This is a genomic window from Pseudooceanicola marinus (assembly GCF_020177265.1).
GTDB classification, from domain to species: Bacteria; Pseudomonadota; Alphaproteobacteria; order Rhodobacterales; family Rhodobacteraceae; genus Pseudooceanicola; species Pseudooceanicola marinus_A.
Genome location: NZ_JAIVMC010000012.1, coordinates 82,911 through 104,670, shown reverse-complemented (window position 1 = coordinate 104,670; position 21,760 = coordinate 82,911). Strand labels below are relative to the sequence as shown.

Annotated in this window: 15 protein-coding genes; 6 read left to right on the top strand and 9 right to left on the bottom strand. The window is 69.4% G+C overall.

Features of this window, described 5'->3' with window-relative positions; translation table 11 throughout:
- Positions 1-67: 67 nt before the first annotated feature.
- Entirely contained in the window at positions 68-598 is a 531-nt protein-coding gene (locus tag LC066_RS19075) for an acyl-CoA thioesterase (RefSeq protein ID WP_224902419.1), read from the bottom strand.
- Between the two features lie 128 nt (positions 599-726).
- Here LC066_RS19075 and LC066_RS19070 point away from each other — a divergent pair, with 128 nt between their 5' ends.
- The 3 genes from LC066_RS19070 to yaaA all read left to right on the top strand — a co-directional run bounded on the left by LC066_RS19070 (position 727) and on the right by yaaA (position 4,038).
- A complete protein-coding gene (locus LC066_RS19070; RefSeq protein WP_085888800.1) occupies positions 727-1,014 on the top strand; it encodes a YggT family protein in 288 nt (95 codons plus the stop codon).
- 123 nt (positions 1,015-1,137) lie between these two features.
- Complete coding sequence (gene recQ / locus LC066_RS19065; protein WP_224902415.1) at positions 1,138-3,183, top strand: DNA helicase RecQ; 2,046 nt, start codon at positions 1,138-1,140, stop codon at positions 3,181-3,183.
- 75 nt (positions 3,184-3,258) lie between these two features.
- Entirely contained in the window at positions 3,259-4,038 is a 780-nt protein-coding gene (gene yaaA / locus LC066_RS19060) for a peroxide stress protein YaaA (RefSeq protein ID WP_224902413.1), read from the top strand.
- 70 nt (positions 4,039-4,108) lie between these two features.
- Here the strand turns inward: yaaA and LC066_RS19055 are convergent, their stop codons facing one another.
- Positions 4,109-6,448 (bottom strand): response regulator, encoded by a 2,340-nt coding sequence (locus tag LC066_RS19055; RefSeq protein ID WP_224902410.1) that lies wholly within the window; start codon positions 6,446-6,448, stop codon positions 4,109-4,111.
- A 152-nt stretch (positions 6,449-6,600) separates the two neighbouring features.
- Between LC066_RS19055 and LC066_RS19050 the strand changes: the two genes are divergently transcribed.
- Both LC066_RS19050 and pbpC read left to right on the top strand, forming a co-directional pair.
- Entirely contained in the window at positions 6,601-12,048 is a 5,448-nt protein-coding gene (locus LC066_RS19050; RefSeq protein ID WP_224902407.1) for an alpha-2-macroglobulin family protein, read from the top strand.
- 53 nt (positions 12,049-12,101) lie between these two features.
- Positions 12,102-14,162, top strand: a complete 2,061-nt coding sequence (gene pbpC, locus LC066_RS19045; RefSeq protein WP_412103259.1) for a penicillin-binding protein 1C — start codon at positions 12,102-12,104, stop codon at positions 14,160-14,162.
- A gap of 108 nt (positions 14,163-14,270) precedes the next feature.
- Here the strand turns inward: pbpC and LC066_RS19040 are convergent, their stop codons facing one another.
- Genes LC066_RS19040 through petA form a run of 3 tightly spaced genes read right to left on the bottom strand, consistent with a single transcriptional unit; the run spans position 14,271 to position 17,049 of the window.
- The gene (locus LC066_RS19040; protein ID WP_222475267.1) at positions 14,271-15,110 is read right to left on the bottom strand and encodes a cytochrome c1; all 840 of its coding nucleotides are present in this window, start codon (positions 15,108-15,110) and stop codon (positions 14,271-14,273) included.
- A 17-nt stretch (positions 15,111-15,127) separates the two neighbouring features.
- The gene (gene petB, locus LC066_RS19035) at positions 15,128-16,453 is read right to left on the bottom strand and encodes a cytochrome b (protein ID WP_222475265.1); all 1,326 of its coding nucleotides are present in this window, start codon (positions 16,451-16,453) and stop codon (positions 15,128-15,130) included.
- A 14-nt stretch (positions 16,454-16,467) separates the two neighbouring features.
- Entirely contained in the window at positions 16,468-17,049 is a 582-nt protein-coding gene (petA, locus tag LC066_RS19030) for a ubiquinol-cytochrome c reductase iron-sulfur subunit (protein WP_085888792.1), read from the bottom strand.
- Between the two features lie 234 nt (positions 17,050-17,283).
- Here petA and LC066_RS19025 point away from each other — a divergent pair, with 234 nt between their 5' ends.
- The gene (locus tag LC066_RS19025; RefSeq protein WP_224902404.1) at positions 17,284-17,976 is read left to right on the top strand and encodes an outer membrane protein; all 693 of its coding nucleotides are present in this window, start codon (positions 17,284-17,286) and stop codon (positions 17,974-17,976) included.
- A 257-nt stretch (positions 17,977-18,233) separates the two neighbouring features.
- Here the strand turns inward: LC066_RS19025 and LC066_RS19020 are convergent, their stop codons facing one another.
- The 4 genes from LC066_RS19020 to dapF form a co-directional block, all read right to left on the bottom strand.
- Positions 18,234-18,842: a glutathione S-transferase gene (locus tag LC066_RS19020; RefSeq protein ID WP_412103258.1), complete on the bottom strand. Its 609-nt coding sequence runs from the start codon at positions 18,840-18,842 to the stop codon at positions 18,234-18,236.
- Between the two features lie 81 nt (positions 18,843-18,923).
- A complete protein-coding gene (locus tag LC066_RS19015; RefSeq protein WP_224902401.1) occupies positions 18,924-19,532 on the bottom strand; it encodes an FMN-binding negative transcriptional regulator in 609 nt (202 codons plus the stop codon).
- 73 nt (positions 19,533-19,605) lie between these two features.
- Positions 19,606-20,865 (bottom strand): tRNA (N(6)-L-threonylcarbamoyladenosine(37)-C(2))-methylthiotransferase MtaB, encoded by a 1,260-nt coding sequence (mtaB, locus tag LC066_RS19010; protein WP_224902398.1) that lies wholly within the window; start codon positions 20,863-20,865, stop codon positions 19,606-19,608.
- Entirely contained in the window at positions 20,866-21,717 is an 852-nt protein-coding gene (dapF, locus tag LC066_RS19005; RefSeq protein ID WP_224902395.1) for a diaminopimelate epimerase, read from the bottom strand. It lies immediately after the preceding gene.
- Positions 21,718-21,760: the final 43 nt, after the last annotated feature.

Sequence of the window (21,760 nt, the reverse complement as noted above, 5' to 3'; positions counted from 1 at the left end):
AGAAAGGTGCCCGCCCGTGTTCCCCTTGCGTCACACCTGCGCGGTCCGCCTTCCCGGCCTGCGCCGACTACATCTGCGGCGGCCAGGGGCGGTCGTTCTCGGCGGCGAACAGGGTTTCGGCCCAGGCGGGCAGCTCCGGCAGGGTGATGTCGGGGCCAAGGGCGCGGGCGACCTCCTCGGTCGGCACCAGCTTGCGGTTGCGGATCACGCCGGTGCGCAGCGTCGCATGGTTGGCACATTCGCCGTCCGACCACATGCTCTGCTCGATGTAGATGAACCGCTTGTCGACGCCCATCAGGCGGGTGCGCATCTCCACCCGGGTGAAGGCGGTCAGCCGCTTGCGATAGCGGATGGCGGTCCCGGCCACCGTCAGCCCCCATTTCTCGCGCTTCATCACCTCGAACAACCCGCTGCGCGCGGCATAGGGGATGCGGCCCAGGTCGAAGATGGTCAGGGTGCGGCCGTTGTTCAGCTCCATCCAGGGGTCGATGTCCCAGGGCCAGACGATGTGATGCGACACGTGGGTTTCGCCCGGGCGCAGCTTCGGGGCGTTGCGGAACTTCAGGTATTCCTTCGCAAGACGGATGTAGGGGTACATGGGAACTCCTTCTTCGGGCCCGTGCTGCGGTGCCGAAAAGGCGGCGTCAACCGGAACCCTGCGTCTATGCTTGTTCTTTGGGCCCGGTCTGCTTACCTGTGTGCGGTCCTTAACCCCGGAGAATGCCCATGCAGTCCCTGCTGATGATCCTCGACCTCGTGCTCAGCGTCGTCTGGTTCTTCATCATCGCCCATGTCATCATGTCCTGGCTGATTTCCTTCCAGGTGCTGAACGTGCGCCAGCAATTCGTGGGCCAGATCTGGTATGGTCTGAACCGCATCCTGGAACCGCTTTACGCGCCGATCCGCCGCATCCTGCCGCCCATGGGGGGCCTGGACCTGGCGCCGCTGGTGGCCCTGCTGGCGATCATGGCGATCCGCATCGTGGTCTCCAACAACATCGGGTACATGTACTGACCCTGACCGCTGCATCTGCCCCGCACCGCAGGGGCTGATGCGCCTGGGGTCCCGGGGCGTCGCCTTGTCCCCCCATGGCGAATATGGGATGGTATCCCTCGCTTTCACCAACGGGGACAGGACATGCCAGAGGCAGAGGCGCTGCTGCGCGAGGTATTCGGGTTCGACGCCTTCCGCCCCGGCCAGGGAGAGATCGTCGAGGCCGTGGCCTCGGGCCAGAATACCCTCGCCATCATGCCCACGGGCGGCGGCAAATCTCTCTGCTACCAGCTGCCGGCGCTGCTTCGCCACGGGGTGACCGTGGTCATTTCGCCGCTGATCGCCCTGATGCGTGATCAGGTCCGCGCCCTGCGCGAGGCAGGGGTGGAGGCTGGCGCGCTGACCTCCGGCAATACCGAGGAAGAGACGGATGCCGTCTGGGCCGCGCTGGACGCGGGCAGGCTGAAACTCCTCTACCTCGCGCCCGAACGGCTGGCCTCCTCCGGCGCGCGCGACATGCTGCACCGCATCAACGTCTCGCTGATCGCCGTGGACGAGGCCCATTGCGTCAGCCAGTGGGGCCATGATTTCCGTCCCGATTACCTGCGCATCGGCGAGCTGCGCGAGGCGCTGGACGTGCCCCTGGCCGCCTTCACCGCCACCGCGGACGAGGAAACCCGGGCCGAGATCGTCCGCCGCCTGTTCGATGGCCAGCAACCCCAGACCTTCCTGCGCGGCTTCGACCGGCCCAACATCCACCTGGCCTTCGCCGCCAAGAACTCCCCCCGCCGCCAGATCCTGGATTTCGCCACAGCCCGCCGGGGCCAGTCCGGCATCGTCTACTGCGGCACCCGCGCCCGTACCGAAAGCATCGCCGGCGCCCTGCGCGAGGCGGGGCTGGCGGCCATCCATTACCACGGCGGGATGGAGCCGGACGCCCGCCGCGCCGCCGAGCTGCAGTTCCAGCAGGACGACGGGTTGATCGTCGTGGCCACCGTCGCCTTCGGCATGGGCGTGGACAAGCCCGACATTCGCTGGGTGGCCCATTCCGACCTGCCGAAGTCGATCGAGGCCTATTACCAGGAGATCGGCCGCGCCGGTCGCGACGGGGCGCCGGCCGAAACACTGACCCTCTTTGGTCCCGACGACATCCGTCTGCGCCGCAGTCAGATCGACGAGGGCCTGGCCCCCCCGGAACGCCGCGCCGCGGACCACGCCCGCCTGAACGCCCTTCTGGGCCTGGCGGAGGCGCTGGAATGCCGCCGCACCACCCTGCTGAAATACTTCGGCGAGACCTGTGAAAGCTGCGGCAACTGCGATCTCTGTGACCGCCCGCCGGAAACCTTCGACGGCACCGAGGCGGTGCGCAAGGCGCTGTCGGCGATCCTGCGGACCGAGGAATGGTTCGGTGCGGGGCACCTGATCGACATCCTGACAGGCACTGTCACCGACAAGGTGCGCGAACGCGGCCACGACAGCCTGCCCACCTTCGGCGTGGGGCAGGAGTTCAAGAAGGGCGAATGGCAGGCGATCTTCCGGCAGATGCAGGGCCATGACCTGATCCGTCCCAATGGCGACCGCCACGGCGCGCTCTTCATGACCGAGGCCGCACGACCCATCCTGCGGGGCGAGGACACGATCCGCCTGCGCCGCGACAGCATCACAGCGGCCAAGGCCAACCGCCGCCCGGCGGCGAAGACGCTGGTCTCGGAAGAGGACGAACCGCTGCTGTCGGCCCTGAAGGCCAAGCGCCGCGCCCTGGCGGAAGAGGCCCGGGTGCCGGCCTACGTCATCTTCAACGACCGCACCCTGATCGAGATGGCCGAGGCGAAGCCCGCCACGATGGACGACATGGCCGGCATCAGCGGCGTCGGCGCCAAGAAGCTCTCGGCCTATGGCGCCACTTTCCTGGAGGTCATCACCGGCGCTGTCGAACAGCTGCATCCCAAGCGCGCGCGGCTCGCGGGGCGCGAGGCGGGCAGCCTCTACGACCGGTTGATGCAGCTGCAGGCGGACCTGTCGCGGGGGGTGGATGGCACGGAAAAACCGCTCTCCTGTTCCGCCTCGCTCATCGCCCGCGTGGCCGAGACGCGCCCGCGCGACGAGGCGCAGCTGGCGCGCATCCTGGGGGAACGCCGGGCCGAGCGCTTCGGCGCCGCCTTCCTCGATGCCCTGCGCGAAGAGGCCTGAGGCGCAAAGGGTCGCAGGGGCTGGACCTCGCCGCGTGATCGCTTATCTGGGACGGAACGGACAAAGGGGAAGACCATGCTGATCGTCGTGTCACCGGCCAAGAAACTCGACTGGACCGCCCGCGAGGCGGAGCTGACCACGCCGCCCTTTCCCGAGGACAGCGCCGAGCTGATCGAGGTGATGCGCGGCAAGTCGGTCGATGAGATCGCCAAGCTGATGTCGCTTTCGGACAAGCTGGCGAAGCTGAACTACGACCGCTACCGCGACTATGCGACCGATCCCGCGCCCGAGGCCCTGCGCCCGGCGCTTTTCGCCTTCGCGGGCGACACCTATCAGGGGCTCGACGCCGCCTCCCTCGATGCCGAGGAACTGGCCTTCGCCCAGGATCGGCTGCGGATCCTGTCGGGCCTCTACGGCGTGCTGCGCCCCTTCGACGGGATGCAGCCCTACCGGCTGGAAATGGGCACCCGGCTGAAGACCGACCGGGGCACGAACCTCTACCAGTTCTGGGGCGACAAGATTGCCAAGGCGCTGAAAGCGCAGGCCGACAGCCTGGGCACCGACGTTCTGGTGAACTGCGCCAGCCAGGAGTATTTCGGCGCGGTGGATCTCGATGCCCTGGGCCTGACGGTCATCACTCCGACCTTCCTCGACGTGAAGAACGGGGTGGAGAAGGTCATCTCCTTCAATGCCAAGCGCGCCCGCGGTGCCATGGCACGCTTTGTCATCACGCGCCGTCTGACCGACCCCGCCGGCCTCGCGGATTTCGACTTGGGCGGCTATGCCTACCAGGCCGACCGCTCGACCAAGACAGAGCCCGTCTTCCTGCGCAACGCCGAAGCCATGGCGGCCTGACCGGGCCGCACGCGCGCTGAGCGGCCCGACCCCGGCGTGCGCCGCTTGATCGCGCTTGCTCGCCCCTGACCTAGCCCGCTTCCGAGCGATCCTCCGCCTCGGGCCGCGGCCATGCCTCTTCGGTCTCGGGCAGTGGCGCGGCCCAGGGTTCGGTGGCTTCCCCATCTTCCGTCACAGGGGCGGCCTGTCTTGCCTCCGGTGGCTGCAGGTAGGGCGGGCGCAGCTCCGCGGGGGTCAGCTCCGCCAGCTTGTCCAGCACGGCGGCCTTGCGCAGGGGTTTCGACAGGTAGTGGTCCATCCCGTCCGCGAGGAACCGATCCTCGTCGCCATCCAGCGCATGCGCCGTCATCGCCACGATCGGTACGTGGCGCCCGGCGCCCTCCTCGGCCTCGGCGGCGCGAATGCGGCGCGTGGCCTCCAGCCCGTCCATGGTCGGCATCGACACGTCCATGAAGATCAGGTCGGGGGCGAAGGTGTGGAACATCTCCACCGCCTCGGCGCCGTTCTCGGCGAAGCGCAGCTCGATGTCGGCCTGGGCCAGCAACTTGCCGAAGACCAGCCGGTTGGTCTTGTTGTCCTCCGCCGCCAGGACGCGCGCCGCCCGGCGCGAGGTGGCGCCCGGGGCCGCCTCATCGGGTGGATCTCCGTCGGTCCCGGGGGTCGGCTGCGGCGCGGCAGAGGCCTGCGCTGCGCCTCTCAGCTTGCGCAGCTCGGCAAAGAAGGCGTCGCGCAGGCAGGGGCTTTGCAGGACCGCATGCAGATGCCGCCGGGCCGGGTCCAGTTCGGCGAAATGGACCGCCGGGGTGAAGAGGATGATCGGCACCTCGGACCCGGTGGCGCGGATCGCCTCGGCCAGTTCCATGCCGTCCATGCCCGCCATGTTGTGATCTGTGACCACCAGGTCGGCACCCTCCAGCCGCTGCAGCGCCTCGGCGCCGCTGGTGCAACCCACGACCTCCGCGCCCAGCACCGAAAGCTGTTTCTCCAGGATGTCGCGCTGCAGCTCGTTGTCGTCCACCAGCAGGACGCGGCCCAGATCGGGCACCGGGGCGGGGCTTGTCTGGGCCGCCGCGCCGTCGGCTAGCGGCAGGGCGACGCGGAACCCGAAGGCAGACCCCTCGCCCAGGGCGCTGTCCACCCAGATCCGGCCCTCCATCAGCTTCACCAGCTTTTCCGAGATCGCCAGGCCCAGCCCGGTGCCCTCGAACTGGCGGGCGGTGTCGCTGTCGATCTGGTTGAACTCCCCGAAGATCAGCCCGGCCTTCTCCGGCGCGATGCCGATCCCCGTATCCTCGACCGTCACGGTCACGTCGACGCGCCCGTCTGGGGCGGGCAGGCCGACGACGCGGATCAGCACGTGCCCATGGGCGGTGAATTTCACCGCATTGCCGATCAGGTTGGTCAGAACCTGGCGAATGCGACCCGGATCGCCGACGAAGGCGGTCGGGGTGAACAGGTCATAGTCGATGACCAGAGACAGCCCCTTTTCGCGCGCCGTGGGCCGGGCCAGCAGCACGACCTCGTGGATGCAGCGTTCCAGGTCGAAGGGCACGGGGTGCAGCTCCAGCCGCTCGGCCTCGATCTTGGAGTAGTCCAGCACGTCGTTGATGATGACCAGCAGCGCCTCGCCCGAGTTGCGGATGGTGTCGACGTAAAGACGCTGTTCCTCGGTCAGCTCGGTATCCGCCAGCAGGTCGGCCATGCCCACGACGCCGTTCATGGGCGTGCGGATCTCATGGCTCATGTTCGCCAGGAAGGTGGATTTCGCGCGATTGGCGGCCTCGGCCCGCTGGCGCGCCTCGCGCAGGCGACGTTCATACCGCACGGTCGAGGTGATGTTCAGCGCCAGGCTCACCACGTCGCCCTCGTGGCCGCGCTGGTCCAGCAGCTTCACGTACTGGCCGTTCCACAGGCGGATCACCTTGGCCTCGGGCACTGGGGCCTGCCAGCGCATCATCATCTGGTGGCGCCAGTCCGCCGGGGCCGTGTCGCCGATGTCGATCACCCCCTCGTCCGTGGCCAGTTGCAGCATCCGCATGTAGCTGAGGCCCGGCGTCACCTCCTCCAGCCCGTCGAAGACCATGCACCAGGCGCGGTTGGCGGCGATCATCCGGCCTTCGGCATCCCAGAAGGCGAAACCGTCGGGGATCGTCTCGATCGACAGCCACAGCCGCCGTTCGGCCACCGCGATGCGCTGATGCGCCACGTCGAGGTCCGATTTCACCTTCTCGTGCGCGCCCAGCACCGCCTCCACCTCGGCGCGCTTTTCGTGGATCTGGTCCGACAGCAGCTTCGCATGCCGCCCCAGTTTCCTGTTGGCGGCATGAAGCTCCGCCTGCTTCAGCTCCAGCAGGCGCTCCGCCGCAAGGCGCGCGCGGCGCTCCTCCGCCAGTTTGCTCGCCAGGCTCATCGCCGGTTCTCCGTTTGGGCCCCTCGGGGGGCGGGATCACCCTGCGGCCGGGGTATGAAAAAACCGTTTAGCTTTGTCGGCATCGGCACAGAATCCTTGCCCGCGCCGGGCGGGAGGGGCAGGTTCCGGGGCATATTGGCAGGAGATTTCCCATGAAACGCATTCTCGCAGCCCTCGCTCTGGGCCTCGCGGCCCTCGGTCCCGTCCAGGCGCAGGAGGGGCCGCTGCCCGAGAAGCGGATGCTGGTCTTCCCCAACACGGATTTCGCCGGGCGCGACCTGGGGCAGCTGTTCGATACCACGCTGCAGGCCTGTCGCACTGCCTGCCTGACCGACGCGGACTGCACCGCCGTCACCTTCAACAGCCGCAACAACTCCTGCTTTCCCAAGGCCACGGTCACCGGGCAAAACGCCTACGACGGCGCCTATTCCGCCCGCGTGATCCCGGTGGAGAGCCGCGCGCAGGACCTCGGACGGATGCGTGCCGCCGACCTGCCGGAGGTGGCCACCCCCGCCCGGCTGGAGGCCGCGCGGGATCTGGCGCTGCGGATCTCCTGGTTCCATTCGGCCGGCGACAGCGACACGGGCACACTGCGTGACACCGCCAGCAGCGCCGCGCGCGCGGGCGATCTGCTGCGCGCCCTGCGCTATGCCGGGGCGGCGACGGCGGCCAGTGACGCCAGTGCCGACTGGGTGCTTTATTCCGACATGCTGCGGCAGGTGACGCGCGACGACGCCGGGCAGACCGCGACCCACCATCGCCGCGCCGTGCCGGCGGCGCTGAATGCCTACCTGCGGGCCGGATCCGACGGCGAGGCGGCCCAGGCGCTCTATCTTCTGGCGCAGGCCTTCGAGGCGGTCGAGGAGGGCTCCGACATGGTCCCCGCCCTTCGCCTCGCGAGCCGCCTGTCCAACCGTCGCGACATCGCGGAGTTGCTGGAACGCGCCGTCTCCCTCTACGGCTTCCGGGTGGAGGATTACGAGGTGCAGGCCGATGCCGCCCTGCCACGGGTCTGCATGGCCTTCACCGATCCGCTGGCCAAGACCGGCGTGGACTACGGCGACTACGTGCAATTGCCCGACGGCACCATGGCGGTGGAGGCCGAGGGCAACCGCCTGTGCATCGAGGGTGGCGCCCATGGGCAGAGCTACAGCTACACCCTGCGGGCCGGGCTGCCGTCGCGCACGGGCGAGGCGCTGGCCGCCGACGCCACTTTCCGCGTTGCCATCCCCGACCGTGCACCGACGCTGCGCTTCCCCGGGCGGGGCTACGTCCTGGCGAAGGGCGCGGGCGCTGCGCTGCCGATCGACACGGTGAACCTCGACCGGGTGGACCTGCGCCTGTTCAAGGTCACCGACCGGGGGCTGATCCGCACCATCCAGCGCCAGCTGTTCAACCGCCAGATCGGCGAGTGGGAGGTGGAGGAATTCGCCGAGGCCATGGCGACCGAGATCTGGACGGGCGAAGGCGAGGTCCGCAAGGACCGCAACACCGACGTGACCACCCGCCTGCCGCTGGACACGGCGCTGGAGGGGCAGGCGCCCGGCGTCTACGCCCTGCGCGCCCGCGCTCCGGGCCGGGATGAATACGAGACCCCTGCCGCGACCCAGTGGTTCGTGCTGACCGACCTGGGCCTGACCACCTGGACCGGCGCCGACGGGCTGCACGCCGTCGTGCGGGGCCTTGGTGATGCCGGGGCGAAGGAGGGCGTGACCCTCACGCTGCTGTCCAATGCCAACGCCGTGCTGGCCGAGGCCGAAACCGACGATCAGGGCGTGGCCAGCTTCGCCCCCGGCCTGCTGCGCGGCACGGGCGGCGCGGCTCCCGCGTTGCTGCTGGCGCGGGCCGGTGACGACGACATGGCCTTCCTGTCGCTGAAGGATCCGGCCTTCGACCTGACCGACCGGGGCGTGGCGGGGCGCGAACCCGCCGGGGCCATCGACATGTTCCTGACCACCGACCGCGGCGCCTATCGCGCGGGCGAGACGATCCATGTCACCGCCCTGGCCCGCGACGGCACCGCCCGCGCGCTGGACGGGCTGCCGGTGACGGCGATCCTGACCCGCCCCGACGGGGTGGAATACGCCCGCCAGGCCCGGGCCGACGGGCAGGCCGGCGGCTATGTCTTCTCCTTCCCCGTGGGGACGACGGTGCCACGCGGGTCCTGGCGGCTGGCGCTGAAATCCGACCTGGACGCGCCCGCGCTGGCCCAGACCACCGTGCTGGTGGAGGATTTCCTGCCCGAACGCATCGACGCCGCCCTGTCGCTGGCAGGCGAGGGCCCGATGCCCCTGGCGTCGACCCGCGACCTGTCGGTCGAGGCGCGCTACCTCTTCGGGGCGCCTGCGGGCGATCTGACCGTGTCGGGCAGCACCATGCTGGCCACCACCGGCAGGCTCGACGCCTTCCCCGGCTATCGCTTCGGGCGCCATGACGCCGAAACCACGCGCGAACGTTTTTACTTCGACAGCACCACCACCGATGCCCAGGGCCGCGCGACCCTGCCGCTGGCCTTCGACGGCTTCGCCCCGGAAACGCCCATGCCGGCTGAGGCCACGGTCTATACCGACATCTTCGAAGGCTCCGGCCGGCCGATCGAACGACGGCTGACGCAGCTCGTCCTGCCCGCCGAGCCCTTCATCGGCATCCGCCCCGCGTTCGACGACGTGGTCCCAGAAGGCACCGAAGCCGCCTTCCGCCTGATCGCCCTGGACGACCAGCTCGACCCGGCGGAGATGGAGGTGGCCTGGACCCTCAACCGCGTCACCACCCGCTACCAGTGGTACAACCTCTACGGCAATTGGGAGTGGGAGAGTTTCACCACCCGGACCGAGGTCACCTCGGGCACCGCCGCCCTGGGCGCGGATCCGGTGGAGGTCGCCGCCCCGGTGGACTGGGGTCGCTACGAGCTGGTGGTGGAAAGCACCGCGGATGATCGCACCGCCGCCTCGGTCGACTTCTACGCCGGCTGGTACGTGCCCGCCGACACGACGACCACGCCCGACACGCTGGAGCTGTCGCTGGACGCCGAGAGCTACGCCCCCGGCGATGAGGCGCGCCTGCGTCTGGTGCCGCGCTATGCGGGCACGGCGCTGGTCTCGGTCATGTCGAACCGGCTGATCGACATGCAGGTGGTCGAGGTCACGGAGGGGGAGAACCTGATCCCCTTGCCGGTGACCGAGGACTGGGGCGCGGGGGCCTATGTCACCGCCACGGTGCTGCGGCCCATGGACCTGGACCAGGGGCATAACCCGGCCCGCGCTCTGGGCCTCGACTATGCCTCGGTCGCGCCGGGCGACAAGGCGCTGGATGTCACCTTCACCTCCGCGCCGGAGGCTGACCCGCGCGGGGGCTACACCGCGCAGATGCAGGTCGACGGCGTGGCGCAGGGCGATCAGGCCTATGTGACGCTGGCAGCCGTCGACCTGGGCATCCTCAACCTCACCGGCTTCGACAGCCCGGACCCGCAGGGCCACTACTTCGGCCAGCGGCGCCTCGGGATGGAGATCCGCGACCTCTACGGTCGCCTGATCGACCCGACCCAGGGAGAGATGGGGCGCATCCGCTCGGGCGGGGATGCCGCTGCCAGTTCCCGCTTTGCCTCGCCGCCGCCGACCGAGGATCTGGTGACCTGGTTCTCCGGGCCGCTGCCCGTCAGCGCGGATGGCACGGTCGAGGCCCGCTTCGACATCCCCGCCTTCAACGGCACCCTGCGGTTGATGGCCGTGGCCTGGTCCGAGGCGGGCGTGGGCGCGGCGGAACAGGATGTGCTGGTGCGCGACCCGGTCGTGGTCACCACCTCGACGCCGAACTTCCTGGCGCCTGGCGACCGGTCGTCGCTGCTGCTGGAACTGGTCCATGCCACCGGCCCGGCGGGGGAAATGGCCCTGTCGGTCTCCGCCCCCGGCATGACCCTGGGCGATCTGCCGGCCACCGTCACGCTGGCGGAGGGCGAGAAGCAGAGCTTCCGGGTCCCCCTGTCGGCGGAGACCGTGGGCGACTACGCGATCACCGTGTCGCTTACGACGCGCGCGGGGGACGTGATGACCAAGACGCTGACCCTGCCGGTGCGGCGCAACACGCCCGAAGTGTCCCGCACGCAGCGGTTCGACCTGGCCGCTGGCGCGACCTTCACCCTGGATGAGAACGCCTTCGCGGGATTCGACGTGGACACCGCCCATGCGGTCCTGTCTGCCGGTCCGCTGGCGCGGCTTGACGTGCCGGGCGTGCTGTTCCTGCTGGATCAGTATCCCTACGGCTGCACGGAACAGGTGACGTCGAAGGCCCTGCCGCTGCTGTCGCTGGCCCCCGTGGCCGACCTGCTGGGGCTGGCAACGCAAACCCGTGTGGACGAACGCGTGGCCCGGGCCATCGACAAGGTCCTGGCGCGCCAGACCGCCAGCGGGTCCTTCCGCCTCTGGGCGGGCTCCGACGGCACCTCCTGGCTGGATGCCTACGTGACCGACTTCCTGTCGCGCGCCCGCCTCGCGGGCCACGAGGTGCCCGACGCCGCCTTCACCAGGGCGCTCGACAACCTGCGCAACCTCGTCAACTTCGCCCCCGATTTCGAGGCCGATACGAATGGCGGCGGCGAGGCGCTGGCCTATCAGCTGATGGTGCTGGCGCGCGAGGGCGAGGCCGCCATGGGCGATCTGCGCTACTACGCCGACGTGAAGGGGGACGAGTTCGCCACGCCCCTGGCGGCGGCGCAACTGGGGGCCGCCCTGGCGATGTACGGCGATCAGCCGCGCGCCGATGCCATGTTCGCCCGGGCCCAGGCCAAGATCGCCCCGCGCGGCACGGCGGAAGAGATTCGCATCCGCAACGACTTCGGCACCCGGATGCGCGACATTTCGGGCCTGCTGACCCTGGCTGCCGAAGCGGGATCCAAAGTGGTGGACCGCCAGGCCCTGCTGGACCGTCTGGCCGAGGTCGAGGGGCCGCTGTCCACCCAGGAAAGCGCCTGGACCCTGATGGCGGCCTCGGCCCTGTTGGAGGACCCGGCGGCGCCGGCGCTGTCGGTCGATGGCACGCGGCTGACCGGGCCGCTGGTGCGCACCCTGCCGGGCACGGCGCCCGAGCCCGTGGCGATCCGCAACGAGGGCAGCAGCCCGACGGACCTGACGCTGACCACTCTCGGCGTGCCAGAGGGGCCGCTGGCCGCCGGTGGCTACGGCTACGGGATCGACCGCGCCTACTACACCCCCGAGGGGGAGCGCGTGTCGCCCGAGACGGTGGCCAGCGGCACCCGCCTGGTGGTGGTCCTGACCGTGACCCCCTTCGAGGAGACCGGCGCCCGGCTGATGGTCAATGACCCCCTGCCCGCGGGCTTCGAGATCGACAACCCGCGCCTTCTGCGCTCGGGCGATATCGACGCGCTGGATTGGCTGGAGGTGGCGCCGACCCAGATGACGGAATTCCGGTCCGACCGCTTCCTCGCCGCGCTGGACTGGCGCGGGGATGAGGCGTTTTCGCTGGCCTACATGGTGCGGGCGGTCAGCCCGGGCGACTACCTGGCGCCCGCCGCCTCGGTCGAGGATATGTACCGCCCCCGCTACCGCGCCAACACCGGCGAGATGCGGATCACGGTCACGCCATGAGGCCGGGCGGCGCACCAAGGACCGGCGCGGGGCGGGAGGATACCCGCCCCGCCGTGCACCCGCCGCGTGTCCGGTCCCGCCGCCGCGCCCTGTCCCTCCTGGCCCTGGCCGCGCTCCTCTGGACCGGTGGCCTGGTGCGCGACCGGGTGGAGGACTGGATCGACGCCACGCAGTTGCCGCCGCTCGCCCCCCAGCTTTCGGTCGAAATGCACGGGGCCGACGGGGCGCTGCTGCGCGCCTATATGGTGGACGATGGCCGCTGGCGCATGGGGCTGACGCCGGATCAGGTCGATCCGCTCTATCTGGCGATGCTGAAAGCCTACGAGGATCGCCGGTTCGATGACCACGCGGGCGTCGATCCCCAGGCCGTCCTGCGCGCTGCCTGGCAGGCCCTGCGGGCGGGGGAGGTGGTGTCAGGGGGCTCAACCCTGACGATGCAGGTGGCGCGGCTGCTGGAAAACTCCGGCACGGGTCACTGGGCGGGCAAGCTGCGCCAGGCGCGGCTGGCGCTGGCATTGGAGCGGCGGCTGACGAAGGATCAGGTTCTGGCGCTCTACCTGGCGCTGGCGCCGATGGGCGGGAACCTCGAAGGGGTGCGGGCGGCCGCCCTGGCCTATTTCGGCAAGGAACCCACCCGGTTGACCCCGGCGCAGGCCGCGCTGCTGGTGGCCCTGCCGCAGGCGCCGGAGGCGCGCCGGCCCGACCGGGATCCGCAGGCGACAGAGGACGCGCGCAACCGGGTCCTGGCGCGGATGGTCGCCGAAGGCGTGATCGACGCTGAAACGGCCCGCGCCGCCCGCCGTGACAGCGTCCCCCGTACCCGCCGGCCCTTCCCGCAGCTCGCCCCGCATCTGACCGACCGCGCCCGGGCGGAGCTGCCCGAGCTGGCGCGCCACGACCTGACCCTGGACGTGCCCCTGCAGGCGGCGTTGGAGCAACTGGCGGCCACGGCGCTGCAGGGGATGCAGCCGGATCTGTCGGTGGCCATCCTGGTGGCGGATCACCGTGACGGGCGCGTCCTGGCCTCCGTCGGCTCGCGCGGCTTCGCGGCACGGGGCCATGGTTTCGTCGACATGACGCGGGCCCTGCGCTCGCCCGGGTCGACGCTGAAGCCGCTGATCTACGCCATGGCCTTCGACGCGGGCCTGGCGCATCCCGAGACGCTGATCGACGATGTGCCGACGGATTTCGCTGGCTATCGGCCGGTCAACTTCGACGGCGCCTTCCGTGGCCCGATCCCGGTGCGCGAGGCGCTGCAACTGTCGCTGAACCTGCCGGTGGTGGCGCTGACCGAGGCGCTTGGCCCCGCCCGCGTCCTGTCCACCCTGCGCCGCGCCGGCGTGGCGGCGGAGCTGCCCGGTGGGGTGCCGGGGCTGGCGATCTCCCTGGGTGGTCTCGGGGTGACGCTGGAAGACCTCGTCACGCTCTACGCAGGGCTGGCCGAGGGCGGCACGGCGCGACCGCTGTATTGGCGCCAGGGGGCGGCGGAAGGTGCGGGTGCGCGCCTGGTGTCCGCCCCGGCGGCCTGGCAGGTGGGCCACATCCTGGCGGACCTGGTGCCCCCGGAAGGTGGCCCGCGCGGGCGCATCGCCTGGAAGACCGGCACCTCCTACGGCCATCGCGACGCCTGGGCGCTTGGCTGGGACGGGGCGCATGTGGTCGGTGTCTGGATCGGGCGTCCCGACGGCACCCCGGTGCCCGGCGCCTTCGGGGGGGATCTGGCCGCGCCGCTGCTCTTCCAGGCGTTCCAGCGCCTCACGCCGGAGCCGGTGGAGCTGCCCGCGCCGCCACGCGGCACGCTGATGGTCACAAATGACGCTCTGCCGGTGCCCCTGCGCCACTTCCGCCGCCGGGGCGGCAGCGGGCCTGACCCCCAGGCCCCCCGCCTGGCCTTTCCGCCTGACGGCGCCCGGCTGGACCTGTCCGGCGACGGGCTGCCGGTGCGGGTGGAGCGCGGCACGCCCCCCTTCACCTGGCTGGTCAACGGCGCCCCCGTTCTGACCGGACAGCGCCGGGGCGAGGCCCTGCTGCCGTCCCTTGGTCAGGGGTTTACCGATGTCACCGTGATCGACGCCATGGGCCGGTCCGCCCGCACCACGATTCGCCTGAACTGAGATCCTTGCCCTGATCCCTGCCGGGCGGGCACCGGCGCTGCCTCGGCTAGCCAAAGAAAACCCCCGGCCGTTTCCGACCGGGGGCTGATTTTCCATCCGAGGGCGGGATCAGGCCTGGGCCTTCTCCTTGGCCGCCTTCTTCACCGGCTTCCACAGACGCTTGTTCGTCAGGTACAGAAGCGAGCTCAGCAGCACGAGGAAGATCACGCCGACAAAGCCCGCGTGCTTGCGCGCCATCAGCTTCGGCTCGGCCGTCCACATCAAGAAGGCCGCGACATCCTCGGCCTCATGGTGCAGCGAGTTGGAGTGGCCGTCATCGAACTCCACGTCCTCGCCGTAGAGCGGCGGGGCCATGGCGATCCAGCCGCCGTCGAAGGCAGTGTTCTCGTAGTAGGTCACGCCGGCCTGCACACGTTCCTCGCCGGTATAGCCGGTCAGGATGTTGTAGATGTGCTCGGGGCCGCCGATGCCCTTGAAGAACTGGTTGATGCCGGTGCCCGCGGGGCCGTGGAACGCGGCACGGGCCTTGGCCATCAGGCTGAGGTCCGGGGCGTTCTGGCTTTCGTTGGCCGGGAAGAAGTCGTTCTCGGTCAGCTGGCGGGCGGCGCCCTCGTCGTAGTCGTAGAGGTGCATGTTGGAGGCCTCGTCGGCCACCATGAACTCCGACGCATAGGCGCGGACCTCATCCTCGGGCATGTTCGGCCCGCCTTCATCCGCCAGGGTGCGGATCGGCACGAACTTCAGCCCGTGGCAGGAGGAGCAGACCTGGGTGTAGATCTTCAGCCCGCGCTGCAGCTGGTTCTCGTCGTACTTGCCGAAGGGCCCTTCGAAGGAGAAGGCGATGTCCTCGTGATGGCCGCCGCCTTCGGCCGCCAGGGCGGCCGTGCCCATGCTGCCGACGCCGAGCGTCAGGGCTGCCAGGGCAGAGATAGAGAGTTTCTTGAACATGGTCTCTGTCCTTTCGCTTACTCGGCCGGTTCTGTCGGCTTGCCGTAATGGGCGTCGAAATCTTCCTCGATCGTGGCCGGCATGTTCTTGGGCGCCGGTTCGATCACGCCCAGCAGGGGCAGGATGACGAAGAAGTAGGCGAACCAGTAGGTGGCCCCGATCAGCGAGATGGTGGAATAGGGCGGTTCGGCGGGCATGGCGCCGGCCCACATCAGCACGATGAAGTCGATGCACAGCAGGGCGAACCACCACTTGAACATCGGACGGTAGCGGCCCGAACGCACCTTGGAGGTGTCCAGCCAGGGCACCAGGGCCATGGCGACGATGGCGCCGAACATGGCCAGCACGCCGAAGAACTTCGCGTCGATGATGCCACCGGTGATCCAGTTGGCGAACATCACCACCCAGACATCCGCGGTGAAGGCGCGCAGGATGGCGTAGAAGGGCAGGAAGTACCATTCCGGCACGATGTGCGCGGGCGTCGCCAGCGGGTTCGCTTCGATGTAGTTGTCGGGGTGACCCAGGTAGTTCGGCATGAAGCCGACGATGGCGAAGAAGACGGCCAGCACGACGGCGAGGGCGAAGAAGTCCTTGATGACGAAGTAGGGCCAGAAGGGCAGGGTGTCCTTCTCGGCTTCCGCCTTGGACGACTTGCGCACGTCGACGCCGGTCGGGTTGTTGTTGCCGGTGTTGTGGAACGCCCAGATGTGCACGATGACCAGGCCGGCGATGACGAAGGGCAGCAGGTAGTGCAGCGAGAAGAAGCGGTTCAGCGTGGCGTTGGCCACCGCCGGTCCCCCCAGCAGCCAGGCCTGCAGGCTTTCCCCGATGAAGGGGATCGCGCCGAACAGCCCGGTGATCACCGTGGCGCCCCAGAAGGACATCTGACCCCAGGGCAGAACGTAGCCCATGAAGCCGGTGGCCATCATCAGCAGGTAGATGATCATGCCGATGATCCAGGTGATCTCGCGCGGGGCCTTGTAGGAGCCGTAGTAGAGGCCGCGGAAGATGTGCAGGTAGACGGCGAAGAAGAACAGCGAGGCGCCGTTCATGTGCAGGTAGCGCAGGAAGTGGCCACCGTTCACGTCACGCATGATGTGCTCGACGGAGGCGAAGGCCATGTCGACATGCGGGGTGTAGTGCATCACCAGAACGATGCCGGTGACGATCTGCAGCGCCAGGCAGAAGGCCAGGACGATGCCCCAGATCCACATCCAGTTCAGGTTCTTGGGCGTGGGGATCATGATCGTGTCGTAGATCAGGCCCACGATCGGCAGGCGAGAGTGGATCCACTTCTCGCCACCGGTCTTCGGTTCGTAATGATCGTGCGGAATGCCGGACATTTTGGTCTCCTCCCTCAGCCCAGGATGATCTCGGTCGGACCATCGAAGGTCGCGACGGGGACAGGCAGGTTTTCCGGGGCCGGGCCACGACGGATGCGGCCGGCGGTGTCGTAGTGCGAGCCGTGGCAGGGGCAGAACCAGCCGCCGAAGTCACCGGCCTCGCCCAGGGGAACGCAGCCCAGGTGGGTGCAGACGCCCATCATCACCAGCCATTCCTCGGCGGCCTTGCCTTCGGCGCCTTCCGGGGCCAGGGCACGGTTGCCGTCGGTGGCGGGGGCATCGGCGCCGATGTTCTCGTTGCGCGCCAGCGGGTCGGGCAGGGTAGCCGGGTCGACCTCGTTGGCCGCGTCGATCTCCTCCTGGGTCCGACGACGGATGAAGACCGGCTTGCCGCGCCATTTCACGGTCAGCTGGGTGCCTTCCTCGACGCCGGCGATGTCGACGCGGATCGAGCTCAGCGCCTGGACGTCGGCGGAGGGGTTCATCTGGTTGACGAGCGGCCAGACGGCCGCACCGGCCGCAACAGCACCGGCGCCGGCCGTGGCGTAATAGAGGAAGTCCCTCCGGGTGCCTTCGTGATCTTCTGCGTGGGACACGAACTTAGCTCCATTCCTAGGCCCGCCTGGGCAGTCGCGATATGTGTCTGGGTCGCGCTTTACACACAACCGTTACCGTGCGGTTGTTTAGCTTCGGAAAGTGCACAGGTCCAGCATTCGTTCATGGATGCGCAGAGAGGGTGCGCATGTGTCGCGCTTGAGACGCGGCAGTGGGACAGCTATACGGTCAATGACCCTTTCACCTTGCCGGCCCGTCCGGCCCGGAGACCGCCCATGATTCCCTTCACCGCCCCGCGCTGCGCCCTCCTGCGCGCCTCCGTCATCGCCCTGGCTGCCGGCGCCTTCGCCGCTCCCGCCGCGGCCGAGATCGAGCTGAGCTTCTACGGCGGCTGGCAGACCTCGCCCCATTCCCGGGTGAAGGGCGACTACGGCTCCGGCGTCAACGCCGGTGGCAGCTTCGATGAGCTGATCGGCTGGGACGGCAAGAGCTTTGACATGCCGCCCTACTACGGCATCCGCGCGACCTGGTGGCGCAGCGAGGCCTGGGGCTTCGGCATCGAGTTCTCGCATGACAAGGCCTATGCGCCGGACGACGAGATGGCCGAGGCGGGCTTCGAGCGGCTGGAGTTCACCGACGGGCACAACATCATCACGGCCAACGTCTCGCGGCGCTGGATCGAGGGCTGGGGGGCGGCGACGCCCTATGTCTCCGCCGGCCTGGGCATCGCCATGCCCCACGTGGACGTGCAGCCGGAAGGCGGCGAGCACACCTACGGCTACCAGGTGACCGGCCCCGCCGCCCGCCTGACCGCCGGGGTGAACTACCCGCTGACCGACCGCTGGTCGGTCTTCACCGAGTACCAGTTCACCTGGTCGGACAACTCCGCTGACCTGGACGGGGGCGGTTCGCTGGACACCACGCTCTACACCAACGCGCTGAACGTGGGCGTCGGGTTCAAATTCTGAACCCCGCCCGCAGGCTGCGACCTGACACGGCCCGCCCCTGAGGCGGGCCTTTTGCATGGTGGTGAGGGGCGAAGACAGCGAGACGGCGTCCCGCCCGGGCGCCCGACTTTGGCCTGCCCGCGCGTGATCCCCCTGCCCAAGAGTGCAGCGGTGGCCTCGACCGCACTCCCCATCTCTTCACTTTGTCGAAAATACTCCGGGGGGAATTGAGCCGGAGGCTCAAGGGGGGCAGAGCCCCCGCCCCCGTCGCCGCCCGCTCAGCCCGGCAGGGTTGCGGTGAAAGACGGGCGCGCGGTGATCGCCTCGTACCAGGCGGCGATCTTCGGATGCCCGTCGCGCCAGCCGCGGGCGTCATGGCGGAAGTCTAGGTAGCCCAGCCCCGCGGCCAGGGCGATCTGCGCGGCGTCCAGCGGCGCGGCCAGGGCCTCCGTCCAGTCGGCCTCGATGGCGTCGAGGGTGCGGGCGATCTTGGTCCATTGTGCCTCCAGCCACTTGTCGAAGACCATGTCCTCGGGCCGCAGCCGGACCTCGTAGGCCATGTTGACCGCGCTATCGAGGATGCCTTCGGCCAGGGCCTCCAGCGTCAGCACCTCCCACAGCCGATCGGCGGGGTAGAGACCCGCGCCCGACAGATCGTCTAGGTAGCGGCAGATCACCCGGCTGTCGCAGATCAGCGGCCCGTCTTCGCGCACCAGCGCCGGGATCCGGCCCAGCGGGTTCACCGCGGCCAGCTCGGCATCGGTGTCGAAGGCGGTGGTTGCCACCACCTTTTCGGTCACCCGGTCCGTCAGCCCGGCCTCGGCGATCAGCACGCGCACCTTGCGCACGTAGGGAGAGGTGGGCGAGGAAAAGAGGGTCAGTGTCATCGGGCAAGCTCCGCCTGGATCTGTGTTCGGCGCGAGCCTAGGGCCGCGTCGCGCCGACTGTCCAGCGCCGCGCAGGGGCGATCAGGCCGGCGGTTCGCGCATCCAGGCGGCCAGCTGTGCAAGCTCCGGCCCGGCGGGGGCGGCGGCCAGCCCTTCGGCCGCGGCAAGGCGCGCCGCCTCGGGCTTGTTCTGGGCCAGTTTCCAGGTACCCTCGACCGCCTCGATGGGCATGCGGAAGGGCTGGATCATCCGCATCATCCGCGCCAGGGCCTCCTCGGGCATCTTGTCGGCGGTCCAGGCGGGTTTCGGCGCCAGCCGCGCCTCGAATTCCTCCGACAGCAGATCCAGCACCGCGCGCATCTCGCTCTGCGGCAGCGGCTCCAGCGGGCCCAGCAGGTGAACCGAGACGTAGTTCCAGGTCGGCACCTGGTCCTCCAGCCCGTACCAGTCGGGCGAGATATAGCCCTGCGGCCCCGCGACGATCAGCCGGGCAGGGCCGGGGGTGGCGCGGGCCACGGGGTTGGAGCGCACCAGGTGCAGGTACACCACGCCCTCGCGGATCGCGAAGGGCACCTGGGCGGCCAGGGGCGCGCCCTCGGAGGAAAGCGTCAGAAGGCCGGCGCCGATCTCGGCGGCCAGGGTCAGGTTCTGCGTATCGCTGGCCTTGCGGAAGGTGGGATTGGGGTGCATCGGCGCTGATCTCCTGCGGTCGGGCGCAGGATGCGGTGACGATGCGGGAGGTGCAAGCGGTGCGACGGGGCGATCAGCCCAGGAGCTGATGCCCCTGCTGTCCGCGGATCACCGTGTCGACGATCTGCCCCTCGGTCTGGTCGGTCTCGAAGCTCACTTCGGTGAACTGTTCGGTCCGGCCCATGCGGGGGCTTTCCATCAGCACCCTGTGGGCGCGTCCCTGCTGGGCGGCGAGGTGGCGGGCCACCTGGGCGTCGCCGGCGGCGCGCAGGCGGGCCGCACGATCCTTGATGATCTTGCCGTTGATCTGGCTGGGGATCTTCGCCGCCGGCGTTCCCTCGCGTTTGGAATAGGGGAAGACATGCAGCCAGGTCAGGTCGCATTCCTCCACCAGCTTCAGGGAGTTGGCGAACATCTCCTCCGTCTCGGTGGGGAAGCCCGCGATGATGTCGGCGCCATAGGTCATGTCGGGGCGCAGCTTGCGCGCCTCCTCGCAGAATCGGATGGCGTCGTCGCGCAGGTGGCGGCGCTTCATCCGTTTCAGGATCATGTCGTCGCCCGCCTGCAGCGACAGGTGCAGGTGCGGCATCAGGCGCGGTTCGGTCGCGATCGCCTCCATCAGCGCCTCGTCGGCCTCGATCGAATCGATCGAGGAGATCCGTAGGCGCGGCACGTCGGTCAGCCGCAGGATACGCATCACCAGATCGCCCAGGCGCGGTTCGGCCGGCAGGTCGGCCCCCCAGGAGGTCAGGTCGACCCCGGTCAGCACGACCTCCCGGTAGCCCTGTTGCACCAGCCGCTTGATCTGGTCCACGACCACCCCGGCGGGGACCGAGCGCGAATTGCCCCGGCCATAGGGGATGATGCAGAAAGTGCAGCGATGATCGCAGCCGTTCTGCACCTGCACGTAGGCGCGGCTACGGGTGCCGAAACCGTCGATCAGATGGCCGGCCGTTTCGGTCACCGACATGATGTCGTCGACCTGCACGCGCTCGGTCTGGCCGATGAAATCGGGGCCCATGGCGGCCCAGGTTTCGGGCTGCATCTTCTCGGAGTTGCCGATCACCAGGTCGACCTCCTCCATGGCGGAGAAGGTGGCAGGCTCCGTCTGCGCCGCGCAGCCAGTGACGATCAGCTTCGCGCCCGGATTCTCACGCCGCAGGCGGCGGATGTCCTGGCGCGCCTTGCGCACGGCCTCGGCGGTGACGGCGCAGGTGTTGACCACCACGGCGTTTTCCACGCCATGTTCGGCGGCCAGCGCCTTCATCGCCTCGGTTTCATAGGCGTTCAGGCGACAGCCCAGTGTCGCGAATTTCGGCGGTGCGGCGGTCATTTACGCCTCCACTTCGGCCAGGAAGGCCGGGCTGAGCGTGGCGGAGAAGACCAGAGCGGTCGGTCCGCCCATCCAGACACCGTCGTCGCGCCAGTCGAGGGTCAGCCAGCCGCCGTCCAGCTCCATCCGGACGCGGCGGTCGGTGGCATCGCGCAGGACACAGGCCACCAGCGTGGCGCAGGCGCCCGAGCCGCAGGCCAGCGTTACCCCGGTGCCGCGTTCCCAGACCCGCATGCGGATCTCGTCGCGGGCGCGCACTTCGGCGAATTCCACGTTGCAGCGTTCGGGGAAGAGCGGGTCATGTTCGATCTTCGGGCCGGTTTCCGTCACCGTCACCGCCTCGGCGTCGTCGACCAGGAAGACGCAGTGCGGATTGCCCATGCCCACGGCCACCGGATCGCCCGCCAGCGGCAGGGCGGTGACCTCCATCTCGCGCGCTAGGGGCACCTCGTCCCAGGCCAGCTGCGGCGGGCCCAGGTTGACCCAGGTCACGCCGTCGACCGCGGCCGCCTGCAGCAGGCCGCGCGCGGTGCGGATCGACAGGGTGTCGGCGCCGGTTTCCCCCATCACATGGGCGGCGACGCAGCGGGTGGCATTGCCGCAGGCCCCGGCGCGGGTGCCGTCGCTGTTCCAGAAGTCCAGGCAGATGTCCGACCCGTCGCCATCGCGAATCTCGGCCAGCTGGTCGAACCCCACGCCTCGGTGCCGGTCGCCAAGTGCCCGCGCGAGGGCGGGCGTGGTGCGCGCCGGGAGCCCGCGCGAATCGAGCACGACGAAGTCGTTGCCCAGCCCGTGCATCTTCATGAAGGGCAGGCCGTCGGCGGCGGGGGTATGAGGACGGGGTTGGGTCATTGCGGCGATATAGACCCTGAACCCCTTGTTGAAAAGGCGCCGC

What these genes read in the sequence shown, in the direction of transcription:
- LC066_RS19075 (WP_224902419.1), bottom strand. Translation starts at nt 598, where the DNA reads ATGTACCCCTACATCCGTCTTGCGAAGGAATACCTGAAGTTCCGCAAC.
- LC066_RS19070 (WP_085888800.1), top strand. Translation starts at nt 727, where the DNA reads ATGCAGTCCCTGCTGATGATCCTCGACCTCGTGCTCAGCGTCGTCTGG.
- recQ (WP_224902415.1), top strand. Translation starts at nt 1,138, where the DNA reads ATGCCAGAGGCAGAGGCGCTGCTGCGCGAGGTATTCGGGTTCGACGCC.
- yaaA (WP_224902413.1), top strand. Translation starts at nt 3,259, where the DNA reads ATGCTGATCGTCGTGTCACCGGCCAAGAAACTCGACTGGACCGCCCGC.
- LC066_RS19055 (WP_224902410.1), bottom strand. Translation starts at nt 6,448, where the DNA reads ATGAGCCTGGCGAGCAAACTGGCGGAGGAGCGCCGCGCGCGCCTTGCG.
- LC066_RS19050 (WP_224902407.1), top strand. Translation starts at nt 6,601, where the DNA reads ATGAAACGCATTCTCGCAGCCCTCGCTCTGGGCCTCGCGGCCCTCGGT.
- LC066_RS19040 (WP_222475267.1), bottom strand. Translation starts at nt 15,110, where the DNA reads ATGTTCAAGAAACTCTCTATCTCTGCCCTGGCAGCCCTGACGCTCGGC.
- petB (WP_222475265.1), bottom strand. Translation starts at nt 16,453, where the DNA reads ATGTCCGGCATTCCGCACGATCATTACGAACCGAAGACCGGTGGCGAG.
- LC066_RS19025 (WP_224902404.1), top strand. Translation starts at nt 17,284, where the DNA reads ATGATTCCCTTCACCGCCCCGCGCTGCGCCCTCCTGCGCGCCTCCGTC.
- LC066_RS19020 (WP_412103258.1), bottom strand. Translation starts at nt 18,842, where the DNA reads ATGACACTGACCCTCTTTTCCTCGCCCACCTCTCCCTACGTGCGCAAG.
- LC066_RS19015 (WP_224902401.1), bottom strand. Translation starts at nt 19,532, where the DNA reads ATGCACCCCAATCCCACCTTCCGCAAGGCCAGCGATACGCAGAACCTG.
- mtaB (WP_224902398.1), bottom strand. Translation starts at nt 20,865, where the DNA reads ATGACCGCCGCACCGCCGAAATTCGCGACACTGGGCTGTCGCCTGAAC.
- dapF (WP_224902395.1), bottom strand. Translation starts at nt 21,717, where the DNA reads ATGACCCAACCCCGTCCTCATACCCCCGCCGCCGACGGCCTGCCCTTC.